15 protein-coding genes are annotated in these 15,143 nt (G+C 70.1%); 3 read left to right on the top strand and 12 right to left on the bottom strand.

Annotation, left to right across the window (positions count from 1 at the left end):
* Positions 1-63: 63 nt before the first annotated feature.
* The 5 genes from glmM to ACT53O_RS02350 all read right to left on the bottom strand — a co-directional run bounded on the left by glmM (position 64) and on the right by ACT53O_RS02350 (position 5,539).
* Positions 64-1,407, bottom strand: a complete 1,344-nt coding sequence (glmM, locus tag ACT53O_RS02330) for a phosphoglucosamine mutase (protein ID WP_039413323.1) — start codon at positions 1,405-1,407, stop codon at positions 64-66.
* Between the two features lie 6 nt (positions 1,408-1,413).
* The gene (gene rpsI, locus ACT53O_RS02335) at positions 1,414-1,911 is read right to left on the bottom strand and encodes a 30S ribosomal protein S9 (RefSeq protein WP_005050408.1); all 498 of its coding nucleotides are present in this window, start codon (positions 1,909-1,911) and stop codon (positions 1,414-1,416) included.
* 27 nt (positions 1,912-1,938) lie between these two features.
* Positions 1,939-2,385, bottom strand: a complete 447-nt coding sequence (rplM, locus tag ACT53O_RS02340; protein ID WP_005050409.1) for a 50S ribosomal protein L13 — start codon at positions 2,383-2,385, stop codon at positions 1,939-1,941.
* Between the two features lie 399 nt (positions 2,386-2,784).
* Positions 2,785-3,714, bottom strand: a complete 930-nt coding sequence (locus tag ACT53O_RS02345; RefSeq protein WP_295820623.1) for a UTP--glucose-1-phosphate uridylyltransferase — start codon at positions 3,712-3,714, stop codon at positions 2,785-2,787.
* A 127-nt stretch (positions 3,715-3,841) separates the two neighbouring features.
* Entirely contained in the window at positions 3,842-5,539 is a 1,698-nt protein-coding gene (locus ACT53O_RS02350; RefSeq protein WP_476151214.1) for a sensor histidine kinase, read from the bottom strand.
* A 134-nt stretch (positions 5,540-5,673) separates the two neighbouring features.
* Here ACT53O_RS02350 and ACT53O_RS02355 point away from each other — a divergent pair, with 134 nt between their 5' ends.
* Positions 5,674-6,150, top strand: a complete 477-nt coding sequence (locus ACT53O_RS02355) for a VanZ family protein (RefSeq protein ID WP_476151215.1) — start codon at positions 5,674-5,676, stop codon at positions 6,148-6,150.
* Positions 6,151-6,201: 51 nt separating this feature from the next.
* Here the strand turns inward: ACT53O_RS02355 and ACT53O_RS02360 are convergent, their stop codons facing one another.
* The 4 genes from ACT53O_RS02360 to ACT53O_RS02375 form a co-directional block, all read right to left on the bottom strand.
* Positions 6,202-8,028 (bottom strand): amidase family protein, encoded by a 1,827-nt coding sequence (locus ACT53O_RS02360; RefSeq protein WP_378794103.1) that lies wholly within the window; start codon positions 8,026-8,028, stop codon positions 6,202-6,204.
* On the bottom strand, positions 8,025-8,768 hold the full coding sequence (locus tag ACT53O_RS02365) for a cohesin domain-containing protein (RefSeq protein WP_476151216.1): 744 nt from the start codon (positions 8,766-8,768) through the stop codon (positions 8,025-8,027). Before ACT53O_RS02365 ends, ACT53O_RS02360 begins: the two co-directional genes overlap by 4 nt.
* 301 nt (positions 8,769-9,069) lie before the next feature.
* Entirely contained in the window at positions 9,070-9,765 is a 696-nt protein-coding gene (locus ACT53O_RS02370; protein ID WP_036318294.1) for a response regulator transcription factor, read from the bottom strand.
* Positions 9,762-10,019, bottom strand: coding sequence for a hypothetical protein (locus ACT53O_RS02375; protein ID WP_112932452.1), 258 nt, complete (start codon positions 10,017-10,019; stop codon positions 9,762-9,764). The genes ACT53O_RS02370 and ACT53O_RS02375 overlap by 4 nt, the downstream gene beginning before the upstream one ends.
* Before the next feature lie 324 nt (positions 10,020-10,343).
* On the opposite strand from ACT53O_RS02375, the gene ACT53O_RS02380 reads away from it, so the two are divergent.
* Positions 10,344-11,210, top strand: a complete 867-nt coding sequence (locus ACT53O_RS02380) for a CPBP family intramembrane glutamic endopeptidase (protein WP_476151217.1) — start codon at positions 10,344-10,346, stop codon at positions 11,208-11,210.
* On the opposite strand, the gene ACT53O_RS02385 is transcribed toward ACT53O_RS02380, so the two are convergent.
* Positions 11,119-12,327 carry a sensor histidine kinase gene (locus ACT53O_RS02385; protein WP_476151218.1) on the bottom strand — a complete coding sequence of 403 codons (1,209 nt, stop codon included), beginning with the start codon at positions 12,325-12,327 and terminating at the stop codon, positions 11,119-11,121. The genes ACT53O_RS02380 and ACT53O_RS02385 overlap by 92 nt on opposite strands.
* Positions 12,324-13,001 carry a response regulator transcription factor gene (locus ACT53O_RS02390; protein ID WP_167487072.1) on the bottom strand — a complete coding sequence of 226 codons (678 nt, stop codon included), beginning with the start codon at positions 12,999-13,001 and terminating at the stop codon, positions 12,324-12,326. The genes ACT53O_RS02385 and ACT53O_RS02390 overlap by 4 nt, the downstream gene beginning before the upstream one ends.
* Before the next feature lie 272 nt (positions 13,002-13,273).
* Between ACT53O_RS02390 and ACT53O_RS02395 the strand changes: the two genes are divergently transcribed.
* On the top strand, positions 13,274-14,374 hold the full coding sequence (locus ACT53O_RS02395; protein ID WP_476151219.1) for a sensor histidine kinase: 1,101 nt from the start codon (positions 13,274-13,276) through the stop codon (positions 14,372-14,374).
* Between the two features lies 1 nt (position 14,375).
* Here ACT53O_RS02395 and ACT53O_RS02400 read toward each other — a convergent pair whose 3' ends face one another.
* Positions 14,376-15,131 (bottom strand): DeoR/GlpR family DNA-binding transcription regulator, encoded by a 756-nt coding sequence (locus ACT53O_RS02400; protein ID WP_476151220.1) that lies wholly within the window; start codon positions 15,129-15,131, stop codon positions 14,376-14,378.
* Between the last annotated feature and the right edge of the window lie 12 nt (positions 15,132-15,143).

Consider the following 15,143-nt stretch of genomic DNA (forward strand, 5'->3'; position numbering starts at 1 on the left):
GCGAGCGCAGCGCCAGAGCGCCGGCAACGTTTTACCGGCGCGTAATCTGCGACGATCGCCGCCTCAGCCGCGGACGATGTCGGCGAGCTCTTCGGCGATGCGCTGCGCATCGTCCTGCGAGGCGGCCTCGACCATGACGCGCACCATCGGCTCGGTTCCCGACGGGCGCAGCAGCACCCGCCCGCTGTCGCCGAGCGCCGCTTCGGCGACCTGCACGCCGGCGAGGACGTCGGCGTCGGTCGCGCGGGAACGCTCGACCCCGCGCACGTTGATCAGCACCTGGGGGAAGACGGTCATGACCGACGCCAGATCGGCCAGCGAACGCCCCGTCCGCGCCATCTCGGCGCACAGGTGCAGCCCGGTGAGCACGCCGTCGCCGGTCGTGGCGTAGCGGCTCATGATGACGTGGCCGCTCTGCTCGCCACCGAGGGAGAAGCCGCCCTCGTTCATCCGCTCGAGCACGTACCGGTCACCGACCGCGGTCTGCTCGACGGTGATGCCCTGAGCGGCCATCGCACGGTGCAGGCCGAGGTTGCTCATGACGGTCGCCACCAGCGTGTCGTTCTTGAGCCGCCCGTCGCGCTTCATCGCGACGGCGAGGATCGCCATGATCTGGTCGCCGTCGATCACGCGCCCGTCGGCGTCGACCGCCAGGCACCGGTCGGCGTCGCCGTCGTGCGCGATGCCGACGTCGGCGCCGGTGCGCACGACCTCGGCCGACAGCTTCTCGAGGTGCGTCGATCCGTAGCCGTCGTTGATGTTGACGCCGTCGGGATCGGCGCCGATGACCGTCACCTTCGCCCCGGCGTTGCGGAACGTCTCCGGAGAGACACCGGATGCCGCGCCGTGCGCGCAGTCCAGCACGACGTGCAGCCCATCCAGGCGGTGCGGCAGGGACGCGAGCAGGTGGATCGCGTAGCGGTCTTCGGCATCCGAGAAGCGCACCACGCGCCCGACGTCGCCACCGGTGGGACGCAGCTTCTCCCCCGCCATCGCCTCTTCGATGCGTCGCTCGACCTCGTCGGGGAGCTTGACGCCGCCGCGGGCGAAGATCTTGATGCCGTTGTCGGGGGCAGGATTGTGGGATGCCGAGATCATGACGCCGAAGTCGGCGTCGATGTCACCGATGAGGTAGGCAGCCGCCGGCGTGGGCAGCGTTCCCGCGTCGAGGACGTCGACGCCCGACGAGGCGAGCCCCGCTTCGACGGCCGCCGACAGGAACTGACCGGACACGCGAGGATCGCGCGCGATCACGGCGGTGAGCCGCTTGCCCGCGGCCTTTCGCGCCTCGGCGATACGGCCCTGGCCCAGGACGACGGCAGTCGCCTGGGCCAGGGTGAGCGCGAGGTCGGCGGTGAGGGGGCCGTTGGCCAGGCCCCGCACACCGTCCGTCCCGAACAGCGCCATGAAGCTTTAGCGCTTCGAGTACTGCGGAGCCTTGCGGGCCTTCTTGAGACCGGCCTTCTTGCGCTCCTTGACGCGGGCGTCGCGCGAGAGGAAGCCGGCCTTCTTGAGGGTCGGGCGGTTGTTCTCGGCGTCGATCTCGTTCAGCGCGCGGGCGATGCCCAGGCGCAGCGCGCCGGCCTGACCCGAGGGGCCGCCGCCGGAGATGCGCGCGATGACGTCGTAGCCACCCGCGAGGTCGAGCACCGTGAACGGGTCGTTGATGAGCTGCTGGTGCAGCTTGTTGGGGAAGTAGTCCTCGAGCGTGCGGCCGTTCACCGTGATGGTGCCGGAGCCGGGGATGAGGCGGACGCGCGCGATGGCCTGCTTGCGGCGGCCGACGGCGGCACCGGGAACCGACAGCACCGGGCGGGGCGCGGCAGCGGCCTCGACCGGAGCGCTCTCGGTGGTGTAGCTCTCCGCGTTGTCGAGGGTGTTCTCTTCGATGGAGTCAGCGATCTTCGCCATGAGTTGTCCTTATGTCTCTCGGCGCGCTTACTGAGCGACCTGGCCGAAGGTGTACGGGGTGGGCTGCTGGGCCGCGTGCGGGTGCTCGGCGCCCACGTAGACCTTCAGCTTCGACAGCTGCTGGCGACCCAGGCTGTTCTTGGGGAGCATGCCGCGGATCGCCTTCTCGACGGCGCGGACCGGGTTCTTCTCGAGGAGCTCGGCGTACGAGGTGGCCGTGAGCCCGCCCGGGTAGCCCGAGTGGCGGTAGGCCATCTTCTTCTGGAGCTTCTGACCCGTGAGGGCGACCTTCTCGGCGTTGACGACGATGACGAAGTCACCGGTGTCCATGTGGTTCGCGAAGGTGGGCTTGTGCTTGCCGCGGAGGATGGCGGCGGCGTGCGAGGCGAGGCGTCCGAGAACGACGTCGGTCGCGTCGATGACGACCCACTCGCGGGTCACTTCACCGGCCTTGGGGGTGTAGGTGCGCGTCACAGTAGTGCTGCTTTCTTGATTCGAACGGAGAGGTTCGTGAATCCCGCTCCGGGGTGGTTCGCCGCGCGGGTACGAGATCCGCGGAGGTGAACACGCCAGTGGAGGGCTCACGTTCGTGGCGTCGGCCGCAGGCAGCACGAGCACCAAAGGGAAAGTCTACGCTACGCGGTCATCACCGCCAAACCCGTCGAGACGACGCGGGCACGGCGACTCGATACGTGCCGTGAAAAAGGGCGACCGAGGAGCCGAAGGGATACTCCGGCTCCTCGGTCGCGGCGGCCGCACGCGGGGGGTCGGCGACCGCCAACCGGTCGTGTGGGGACACTACCGGGGGTTGGGGGGACAGGCTCTGCAGGCGAAGCTCACCGTTCCTGTGTTGTCGGTACCAGACTACCGGGATCAGGCCGTCTCCACCGCAGGCGGAGCCGGAGAAACGGCCGTCTCGTCGAGGCCGGCGGCGAACTGTTTGATCCACGGACGCAGCTCGGGCCCGAGGTCGTCGCGGTCGCAGGCGAGCTGCAGGATCGCCTTGATGTAGTCGACCCGGTCGCCGGTGTCGTAGCGGCGTCCGCTGAAGACGACGCCGTACACGCCGGGCCCGTCCGGATCGGCCGCGAGTTCACGGAGGGCATCGGTCAGCTGGATCTCGCCGCCCTTGCCGGGCTCGGTGTGCGCCAGCACTCCGAACACCTCCGGCCCCAGGACGTAGCGGCCGATGACAGCGAGGTTTGAGGGGGCATCCTCGCGGCTGGGCTTCTCGACGAGGTCGAGGATGCGGACCGATCCGTCGTCGCCGCGAGCTCCGACGGTGGCGACACCGTAGAGATGGACCTGTTCGGGATCGACCTCCATGAGCGCGACGACGGCACCGCCCGTGCGCTCATGGACCGCGAGCATGGTCGGAAGGAGCGGGTCGCGCTCATCGATGAGGTCGTCGCCGAGCATGACGACGAACGAGGAGTCGCCGACGTACGAGGCCGCTCGCGACACGGCGTGCCCGAGCCCACGCGGTTCGCCCTGGCGGGTGATGTGGATGTCGGCGAGCTGCGACGAGTGGGCGACCTTGCCGAGCTTGGCGGTGTCGCCCTTCGTCGTCAGCGCCGTCTCGAGCTCGGGCACCGAGTCGAAATGGTTGGCGATGTTGTTCTTGTTGCGGCCGACGATGATGAGCACGTCGCGGATGCCGGCGGCCACCGCCTCTTCGACGACGTACTGGATGGCCGGCTTGTCGACGACGGGCAGCATCTCCTTCGGCATCGCCTTGGTGGCGGGAAGGAACCTCGTGCCGAGACCCGCAGCGGGGATGACGGCCTTGTAGCGAATGGACATGCGATCTCCTGCGGGGCGTGAAGGGGGGTCTGCTCCGAGGCGTCCGAGGACGCGCGCGTAGGGCGAGCATAGCGCCCGCAGAGGATCGCTCTGTGTCGGCCGGGCGACGGCCAGATGACGTGCCGACTCAGGCAGGGGCCGCGATCAGGGTCGCCGGCAGGGTCGACTCGAGCACGACGTCGCGCCCGTCCTGATAGAGGAGCGTTCGTCCCGCGAAGGGCCGCACGGGCATGACCGCGCGAGGCAGCTCACCGGCCGATGCGACGCGCACGTGGAGGTCTCCCCCGGCATCCGTGGAGATGTCGATCCGCGCCGCGCGCGCACCGGAGTGCTTGACCGCGTTGACGAGGGCCTCGTTGACGACTTCCGAGACGATGGGGGCGGCCTCGGCACCGTCCACGGCCGACGCCGCGGCGTCGTCGATGCGGGTCTCCAGCACCATGATCGGCTCCCACCCCGCCAGCATCCGCCGCAAGGCGCCCACCGTCTCGATCTCCGACGTCGGCACGGGCACGAGCACCTCGTCGAGCGCCCGGTCGGTCTCGACACGGAACTGGGCGATGTCGTCGGCCGTCGGCGGATTCTCGTCGACGCGAGCGGCGAAGATCACGCAGCGCCCCTGCACGCGCCCGTGGAGGGTGGATGCCGCGTGCAGCAACGGAGCCTGCGCTCGCCGCACGCGGTCGGCGAAGTCACCCGCCGCACGGGCGAGCTCTCGGGTGGCATCGGCCTCGTCGGTGCGCGCCCAGCGATACGTGTCGATCGCGAGGGAGAGCACGATCGCCGCGAGCGGCATGGCGAACGCCGGGATGATCATCAGCGCCCCGGTCGCCGGGAGCAGGAGACGTCCCACGACCGCGGACGTCATTCCCGCCAACGTCCACACGAGGAGGAAGATCACGCCTCGGCCACGTCGGGTGTGGATCGGCACCGCGCGCAGCACGGCGCCGGCAGCCAGATCGAGCAGGAAGACGGCGACGCCGGCGATGACGACATCGGAGACGTCTCCCACCGTCAGCAGATACGGCGCAGCCATGAGCAGGTAGAGCGCCCCGACCCACAGCAGCGGCGTCGGCTGAAGCCGCTCGAGCCCGTGACGGTGCCGAGCGGCGCGCGACCGCGGCACCCACAGCGCGGGAACCGGCGCACTGGCGGCGGCCATCTCCTCCAAGCGGTGGCTCGCGGCGCGCACGCGTTCGGAGAAGTCGCGCACGGCGTCGAAGTCGATCACGCGCGCCAGCATGGCGTCGCGCTCGGCACGAAGCTCCGCGACGAGGCCCCGGATGACCAGACGTGCGTCACGATCGTCGGTGACGACCTGCTCGGTTGCGGCATCCAAGCGGCCCAGAGCGTGGGCAAGACGGTCGGCGGTCGCACGGGTCTGCTGGTACTGGGTGGTGATGATCGCGACGAGGGTGAACAGACCGAAAGCCACGATGACGTTGGTGCCGATGCGCGCCGCCCACACGCCGCCGGAGCGGCCGTTGTAGAGGAGGTGGATGAACGTCTCGTTGAGGATCGGACGCGCGGTCGCGACGAGCAGCAGCGTGACGGTGACGAGGAGCGCACGAGAGCGGTGATCGCGCATTCGGCGTTCGGCGGCGGCCACGGCGAGAACGGCAAGGGCGAGGACGACCCAGCTGAGCACAGCCGCGGCAATGCCTTGCACATAGCCGTCACGGGCGCCCTCGACGATGGCGACGAGCAGAAGCGCCGAAACGGGCAGCGACACGACCGCGCTCCAGCGCGTGAAGAAGCGGCCACTTCCGGCGGTGTCCCAGTACGCTGACACCACGTTGATCGCGCGCGGCTCCCGCCGGGCCATCAGCTCAACCCCACCATTCCTACCCCCAAGTAGTAGTCAGTGTAACCATTCGTCTACATAGAGGGGAGAGGGAAATGCTTATAATCCGCCCGTATTCTCGTCGCGACGGGGCGACCCGGTAGAAGGGAAGCCCGATGACGGAAGAGGCCGGTTCTCCCCCACTCGGTGGGCGTCTCGCGACGACCTGGCAGACGCGGCTGACGCGGTGGGGGCGAAGTGCCCGGGCGTGGTTGTCAGCGTACGTGATCGCGCTCGCGCTGATCGCATTCTGGCCGGTTCCCGTCGACTCCGGGGCCGGGCCACTGCTGCGAGCGGTGACGCGGCTCTTTCCGCTGCTGACCTACGCGCGGATCGAGTTCGGCGCGAACATCCTGCTGTTCGTGCCGCTGGGTTTCCTTCTGACGCTGATTCTCGCGCGCGATCGGTGGCTGGTGATGCCGATCGCGTTCCTCACGACCGTCACGATCGAGACCGGCCAGGCCATCGCGCTGGCCGCGCGCACGCCGAGCGTGCTCGACATCGTCGCCAACACGGCGGGGGCCTGCCTCGGCATCGTGCTCGCCGTCTTCGCGGAGACGCTCGCCCGGGCGCGCACCGAACCTCCGACGTGACAAAGGACGGCTCCCGGCGGCAGACGCCGCCGGGAGCCGCCCTTCATCCGATCAGCCCAGCGCCGGATAGAGCGCGGGGGTCGTGCGGTAGTGCGTGGCCTGCTCGAAGTCATAGGCGAGACCGAGCAGGTGCGCCTCAGCGAAGTCGCGGCCGAGGAACTCGAGGTTCATTCCCACCGTCGAACCCCCCTGTCCCGCGCCCGTCCCGCCCATCGGCAGCGTCACGGCAGGCAGTCCGGTATTGGGACTCAGCCGCATGTTGGTGCCGATCGTGCCATAGGCGTTGGTACTCGGGTAGATCAGCGCATCGAGGTCGTTGTCGTCCATCATCTTGGTCACGAGGACCTTTCCGGCGGCGAGCTGCGTGGTGTGACTTCCGTGGGGACCTGCCCACGCTTGGTACGCATCATCGCTCACGTTGTTGCGCTGGACATAGATACTGCGCCGCGAGGTGACGAAGTTGCCGCCGGCGAGGATGTCGTCCAGCGTGCGCTGGGTCACCTCGGGCGCAAGATGAGTGGCGACGTATGCGTTCAGATCGTGCTTGAACTCATTGGTCGACCCGGACCCTTCACCGAGAACGGCCGCAAAATCGCTCGGCGGCGTGATCTCGACGAGAGTCGCTCCACGGGCAGCAAGCGTTTCCTTCGCCTTGTTGAAGCGCTCGATCGTCGCCGCGTTCGAACCGACCATAGACGCGACATAGCCGATGCGCGCACCGGCGAGCGCCGTCGTCGACAGTTCCGTCGTGTACGAGTCGGGGACGTGCCCTTCCTGACGCGCTGTCACCGGGTCGGCAGGGTCCACGCCCACGACGGCGTCCAGCGCCACGGCGGCGTCGAGGACAGAACGTGCAATGGGGCCACCGGTGTCTTGCGAGAGCGCGAGCGGAATGATGCCGTCACGGCTGGCGAGACCGACGGTGGGACGAACTCCGACGAGCTGGTTGTAAGACGACGGCACACGAATGGATCCGCCGGTGTCGGTTCCGAAGCCGATCCCCGCGAGGTTTGCCGAAATTGCCGCACCCGTGCCGCCGGACGAGCCACCGGCGGTCTTCGTCGTGTCGTAGGGGGACGCCACGAGCAAAGTGGATCCTGCCGGCTGGTTCGTGGAGAACTCCGACACGAATCCGTAGGCGAACTCGTCGAGCGACGCTTTCGCGAGCACCACCGCACCGGCAGCACGCAGACCGACGACCATGGCGGCATCCGTCGAGGTCTGGTTGCCGTTCCAGCAACCGCAACCACCCGTGGTGGCCATATCGACAGTGTCGTAGTTGTCCTTGAGTGCGATCGGCACTCCGAGGAGCATGCTCGTCATGCCGTGCGCGGCACGCTCGGCATCGGCCTGCGCCGCCGCCTTCAGCGCGACCGCGCTGGTGGTGATGATCGAATTGAGGGGGCGTGTGCCGCCTGCGACAACCGTACGGTCGTACGCGGCGATGCGATCGAGGTAGGCCTGAGTCAGCGCGACCGAGGTCGTCACGCCCGCATTCATCGCGGCCTGCATGTCGATGACCGACGCCTCCATGAGGGTGAAGGGACCGTCGTCGTAGATCATCCGGTGCGACAGAGCGGCGATGTCGGTGACGGTGATCCGCCCGTCGTGGTCTCCGTCGATGACGGAGACGGCGTCCCAGTCGGGGTCGTCCGCTGTCTTTCCGAGCGCTGCCGTAGCGATGCCGAGATCGGCGGTTGTGACCTGCTGGTCGCCGGTCAGATCCAACTCCGTGTAGTACGGCGCGAGGAGGGGTGCCGTCGGATGCACGACGTCAGCGTATGCGGCTGCCGGGGCGAGGAGGGCGCCCGCGGATGCCGTGACGAAGGCAGCCGTAGCCACGATCGTTCGGCGGGTGCGGTGAGAGGTGGTGATCATTGGAGGGACTCCTTCGTGCGCGCACGGCGAATGATGAGAATGGTGCCCAGAGCGACGAGGGCGACGGCGAACGCGCCACCGACCATCACGGGCAGTGCGGCGCCGCCCGTCGAGGCAAGCGGGTCGCTGCTGTCGGATCCGCTGGCGGCGAGCGAAGGCGACGGCGCGGAGGAAGATGCCGACGGCCGGGGCTCTGGCGACGGCTCGACCACCGGGACGGCCTCGATCGCGATGACAGCGGCAGGCGGCGGGGTGATGTTGGAGGTGCTGCCGTCGCTGGCGACGAACGTCACGGCCGCGGGTGTCAGCGCCGCCGTCTGGCCCCCGGCGAGCACGGTGAAGGCAGCCGTCGCGAGGGTCTGCGCACCGACGAGGCCGGGAGAGGTGCCGAGTCGTGTGTGGGTAAGGGTGACACGACCGCTCGACGACGACACCGAGCTGTAGCCGCCGGATGGGAGCACGGCGGATCCGTCCTTGTAGGCGAGCAGCGCAGGGTCGAAGTCCAGCGAGAGCTCGTAAGCGTACAAGTCAGCGACGGCATCCACGGGAACGCTGATGGTGACGGTGTCACCCACCCGGGCTGACGCCGGGGCGGTAAGAGAGACGATCGGGTCGGAAGCGGCGACGGCGGCAGGCGCGAAGATGCCCGCAGTCGAAGCCAAGGTGATTGTTGCTGCGGCGAGCAGCATGGCGCGGGCGCGTCGGCGCCACACCCCTTCGCGGTGCTGTGGTGCAGGCATGCGAGGAGACGTCCTTTCGGGTGAGGAGAGAGGACGACCGACACGCCAATGCTGCAAGTCGCATCGGCGCGTCCGGGGGTACTCGCACCCTTCCAAAGCCGCATGTCGCCAGGGTTTCGACGCATTGCCGGGACGTTTCGCGCACGGCGCGCGGAGGTACACGCCGCGGAGGGATGCGGTCGCCCTGCGCCAGCCCCCCGGCAGGGGCAGGGCGACCGCCTTCCATTGGTGACATCTGGGGTTCGTCACCGCATGGGGATGGGGCACGCCCATCATCGACCACCCGAGGCGGCTCGTGGGGCTAGATGAGAGGAATCTCACCCATCGCGGTCTCGCGCTCGGCTCCCCCGTGCGCGAGATAGGCGCGCACGGCATCGACTCTGGCATTGCGTGCGGGGTCGGACCCCACGCCGAGCACGGCGTACGCCGCCCGCAGATGCGCTTCGACGGAGCGGGGCGAAAGGGCGAGTCGCCGGGCGATCGCCGTGTTGCTGAGACCCTCGGCGACGAGGGAGAGCACCTCGCGCTGGCGGGCGCTGAGGCGGCACAGCGGGCTCTCGCGCCATTCGACGCTCTCCGCCCGGATGGCGGGATCGAGCACGCGGCGTCCGGCGGCGACCGACGTGAGGGCGTACACGAGAGCCGGGGACGTGAGCGAGAGGTTCTTGGAGAGCACGGCCCAGCCGGCCGCGTCTTCCGCCGGCACGCGGCGCAGAAGATCCCGCGTCTCTGGCGCCGCCAGCACGACGATGCCGAGGCGGCTCGATCGGGCACGCAGAGCTTCGCCGAGCGGAACCCCGCCGCCGTCGGGAACGTGCGGGCCGATGAGGGCCACGTCGATCGCGCGTTCGGTCGCCTCGATCGCCGCGCGGGCCGAGTCGCACAGCGCGACGGCACGCATGCCCGGTTGCTGATCGATGAGACGCGCGAGCAGATCGCGAAGGAGGGGTTGCCCCTCCACGACGAGCACGCGCACCGAGCGCGGCCGGTCGGTCACGCCCGGCTGGTGGCGTCGCCGCCGCGGTGCGTGGTGGTCGCGAGGTAGCGGGCGACGGAGATGTCGCGACCGGCGAGACCGGCGGCGCGGCCGGTGATGCGACTCCAGAGGCTGGGGGCGACCCGCACCATCGTGATGCCCTCGGCGCGCAGCTGGCGAGCCGTGGGCGGATCAAGGTAACGGCGCGAGGGCGCGGGCTGCCAGTGCGCGTTGACGTAGATCTCCACAATGCGAGCGTCGCCGGCTCGACTCATCGTCACTCCTCATTTCCCCAAGATGCGACCCGCCGACCGCAGGCCCGGCGCATCCGGCGAGGGAGGCGCAGCGCTGCAGAAAGTGCTCCGTTCCCAGAAACGGAAGGGTCGCGCCGGGCCCCAAGACCAGGCGCAGCATCATTGTGTCTCAGCGCGAAACAGCCCATCGACGGATATCCGCGATTTCACGAGAGTTTTACGTGGAAGCACGTAGGGGCGCAGACGCCGGCGATCGCGCGGTCGGACTGGGAGCGTTCCCGCGGCGACGGATTGACACGGCCGCGACCGCTGGCTGCGCCGCGAGGGGCGGAGTTGACTCGACGCATGAGCGCGTACCCAGCGGCGGGGATCGCGGCGCCCGCGCGGCGCGGCACCGTGGCGGTGTTCCTGGGCGTCGCCTTCGCCGTCACCTGGGGGCTGTGGCTGCCGCTTCTCGTCGACGCGCGCACCGCGGCGTCGGGCACGCTCGACGCCGTACCGGCCACGTTCTTCATCGCGTCGGTGGGACCGGCGGTCGGAGCGATGGCGGCGACCTGGTTCGCGGCGGGGCCGGCGGCTGTGGCGCGGTGGGCGCGACGCATCCTGCGCCTGCGGTTCGGCGGGTTCTGGTGGTTCGCCGCGCTGGGGATGCCGGCGCTGTACTACCTGATCGGCTTCTTCACCGCTGCGTTCGCCGTGGGCGGCTGGCCCGACCCGGCCGCCTTCGGCACCACGGCAAAGCTGCCGGGCCTGCCCTGGCCTCTGGTCGCACTGGTGTGGGCGGCGACGTTCGGCCTGGGCGAGGAGGCCGGGTGGCGCGGATGGCTGCTTCCCGCGCTCGCGGAGCGCGTCACGGTGTTCTGGGCATCGGTGCTGGTCGCCGTGGTCTGGATCGTCTGGCACGCTCCGGCGTTCTTCTTCAACCCGACGTATCAGGCGATGGGCGCCGGCATCGTCGGCTGGATGCTGGCTCTGGTGCTCGGATCGTTCGTCCTGTCGTGGATGACGGCCGGCGCACGGTGGAGCATCGTCCCCGTGGTGCTGTGGCACGCCGGCTTCGATCTGCTGACCGCGGCGGATCAGTCTGCGGGGGTGATCGCGTCGACGATCAGCGCGGTCGTCATGGTGCAGGGGGCGGTGTGTGCGGTGCTGCTGTGGCGGAAGCGGATGCCGCGGCATCCCCGGCACTCTCCGCGCTCAGCGGCAGCGTGAGCTTCAGGCGGGCGCCGGTGCGCGAGCGCCCGCCGTGCAGCGTTTCGAGCACGAGCTCTCCGCCGAGCACCTGCGCCCGTCTCCGAAGGCGCGCCAGCCCCGACAGTGTCGGTGTCGCCGGGGGCGCGGAGCCGTTGTTGCCGACCACGACGAGCAGGATGCCGCCGCTCTCGCGCGCCGAGATGACGACGTGGTCGGCCGAGCCGTGGCGAAGCGCGTTGGAGAGGGCGTCCTCGATGACCCGCACCACCAGAACGCGGGCTTCGTGCGAGAGACGGCTCTCGAAAGCCGAGAAGACGGCGTCGTCGGGCGCTGTGACGGCCACCGACGGCGGCAGGCGCACGACGAGCGCACGCACGGCCGGTGCGAGCCCGCGCTCGAGGTCGACGGGGTAGAGCCGTCCGCTGAGCGCGCGCAGTTCTCTCTCGCGCAGCCGTTGGAGTTGGTCGGCGACCGCGTGCAGCTCGCCGGCCACTCCCGCATCGGCGTGTGCGGTCGACAGTGCCAGATGCCGCAGCCGCGCCTCCATGACGACGAAGGTGCCCTGCACGCTGCCGTGGATCGTCTCGGCGAGCTCGTAACGCAGGCGCAGTTCCTCCTCCTGCAGTTCGGCGACCAGGCCCGCGGCGCGTGCCTGCGCGATCGACTGCTCCCGCTCGGCGTGGCGGATGCGGCGGGCGACGTCCACCTGCACGAGTCCGAGACCGACCGCGCATGCCGCCGCCACCGCGGCGCTGACGTAGTCGCCGATGCTGGTCGGCGCGACGGCATCCGGCGCGAGAATCGCCGCGAGAACCGCTCGAGCGGCTGCGAGCGTGAGGGCCGCTCCGACCGCGATCGCGACGACCGACAGGCACCGGGCGAGGTAGCCGTAGCGCTCGGGCCGCAGCAGGTGCACGGCCGACAGCATGACGGCCGGTGCGACCACGGCCGCGCCCACCGTCGCCCACACCGCGACGCCTCCACCGGCGACGGCGGGGCAGCCGCTGAGCAGGCAACCCTGCAGGCTGGTGTAGATCGTGACAGCGAGGGTGGCCGCCGCCGTCGCGACCAGGACGATCCGATGGTCGGTCACGGCATCCGCACGCACGTCGCGCGAGGGGCCCGACCGGATCATCCCGCCGAGGTCCAGGGCGACGTCGTGTGCTGCAGGTAACTGCGCACCGCCTCGACACGCGGGTTGCGCTCGCGACTGGCCGGAATGCCGAGCAGGCCGTAGGCCGCGTTGAGGTGCGCGTCGACGGAGCGGGGCGAGATGCCCAACCGGTCGGCGATCGCCGCGTTGGTCAAGCCCTCGGCGACGAGGGCGACCACTTCGCGCTGGCGCCGGCTGAGCCGGGTGAGCGGGCTGTTGCGGCGGATCTCGCGTTGAGCGCGGATCGCGGGATCGAGCACGGTGCGCCCGGCGGCGACGGCACGGATGGCGTAGACGAGCGCGGATGCCGACAGCGAGGAGTTCTTGGAGAGAAAGCCCCACCCGGCGGCCTCGCTGCCCGGAACCTCCAGGAGGGTGCTGATCGAGTCGGACGCGGAGAGCACGAGGATGCCGAGACCGGGGCGGCGAAGCCGCAGCTCGCGGCCCAGCCGGATGCCGTCGCCGTCGGGCAGGCGCAGGTCGATGAGGGCGACATCGAGAGTGCGGACGTCGGTGTTGCGGGCGCTCTGCGCCGAGGAGGCGACGGCGGAGACGCGCAGGCCGTTCTGATCGGCCAACAGCACGGCGAGCATCTCGCGGAAGAGCGGTTGATCCTCGACGACCATGACGTCGAGGACGCGGAGCTGCCCCGTCACGATCGCGGGATCACGTGGAGGCGGAGCGATCGGGGGCACGGGCGTGACATGTGCATTCTCCTGTCGAGTGGCCCCCCGCCGACGACCATTTTCACGCACTCGTGCGGCTCGCCGTCGAAAATGACGAAGAAGACGGCGAGTTCGCGCACGGCAGCGCAGAACGCGTCGGTGATTCCACCTACAACTGCCGGCGCTGCGCTCGGAGCCGGGCGAAGCCCTCTGCTAGAACCGTCGAGGGGGATGCACACCGTGGCGAGCACGGAAGAGGACCCATGAGCATGGCGAGGAGGAGCACGGGATCGACGGCGCGCGGACGCGGCCGCCTCTCGCGCCGCGCCTGCGATGACGGGCCGCTCGTGCTGTCGGCCCTGAACGAGATCGTCGGCGAAGCGGTGATCGTGACCGATGAGCGCGGCATCCCCCTGCGCCTGAACGGCCCGGCACGCGACGCGTTCGCACGGGCGGGGCTGCCCGAGACCCTGAGCGCCGGTGCGGAGTACCGCGACCTGCGCCTCTTCCACGCCGACCGGACCACGCCGATCGCGGTGGGGCCGCAGCTCCTGCACCACGTGGCGTCGACGGGCAACGCGATTCCGTATACGACGTGGGTGGGCGAAGGGGCCGAGCAGCGCGCGATGTCGATCACCGCCCGCCCGTTCCGGGATCAGCGCGGCGCCCGGCGGGGCGCGGTGATCGTGGCGCGCGATATGACGACGGTGTTCGAGGCGTCGCGGATCCGTGACGACTTCCTGCGCGATGCGGCCCACCGCCTGCGCGGTCACCTGACGACGGTGGCCGGCTATGCCGAGCTGCTCGAATCGCACTCCCCGGCCGGTGAGATCGGCGGGCGGCTGAGTCGGGCGACGGAGCAGCTGGTCGACGTGGTGGACGATCTGTTCCGCACGGCTCGTGAGGACGTCGCGCGGTCGATACCCGCCACCGAGGTGTCGGCGGCGCTCTCGGACGTATGCGCCGTGTTCCTGGGCGTTGCAGGGGCCCGAGGGGTGACGCTGCAGGTGATCGATGAGGGCTGCGGCAGCGTGCGGTTCGAGCAGACGCAGCTGCGTCAGGTGCTCGCCGACCTGTTGTCGTATGCGATCGGGCACTGCCGTACGGCGGGCAGGATCGTGGTGCGAGCACATCGCGATCATCACCGCACGACGGTGTCGGTGGCCGACGACGGGCGACACACGACGGACGAAGAGCGACGGCGACAGCTGGCGCACCTCATGGGCGCTGCCGATCACCGCACGGCGACGCGAGATCCGGCGTTCGCGCCGCGTCATGCCGTGCGGGCGAATCAGGCAACGCTGTCGGTGCGGCCCGACCACCCGGTCGGCACGATCGCGAGTCTGGTGATGATCGCCGTCTGAGTCAGCGTGCGTGCAGCAGGGTCACGCCGCGCGCGGCGAGTGCGCGTGCGGTCGGGTCGGCGTCGACGACGTCGGCGATGATCGCGGTGACGGCGTCGAGAGCGAGCACCTCGTACCGAGAGGCGGTGCCGACCTTCTCGTCGCTGCCGAGGACATAGGTGTCGGCGGCGCGGGCGGCGAGCGCGCGTTTCATGGCAGCTTCGTCGGCATCGCCGGTGGTGAGCCCAGCAGTGGGATGGATGCCGGTGACGCCCACGAAGAAGAGATCGGCGCTGATGCGGCCGGCCGCTTCGACGGCGGCGGCTCCGCAGGCCACGGCGGAGTGCTTGAACAGCTGGCCGCCGATGAGGAAGACGTCGACGACGTGGTCGAGGAGGGCGGCGGCGATGGTGGGGCTGTGGGTGATGACGGTGCCGGGCTGGGTGCGCGGGAGCGCGTCGACGACGGCGAGGCTGGTCGTGCCGCCGTCGAGGATGACGGTGGCGCCGGGTTCGATCAGGGATGCCGCGACGGCGGCGACGCGGCGCTTGCTGTCGGGGGCGACGGCGGCGCGGGAGGCGTAGTCGACGACGGCGGGCGAGGCGGGCAGGGCGCCGCCGTAGACGCGCACGGCGAGGCCGGCGGCATCGAGGTCGCGCAGATCGCGACGGATGCTGTCTTCGGAGAGGCCGAGCTCGGCGGCGATCTCTTTCGCGACGATGCGCCCATCGCGGCGGAGGCGGTCGAGCAGGAGGTCTTTGCGGGCAGCGGCGAGCATTCACGTTCTTTC

The sequence above is a fragment of the Microbacterium sp. DMC48 genome, assembly GCF_056313825.1.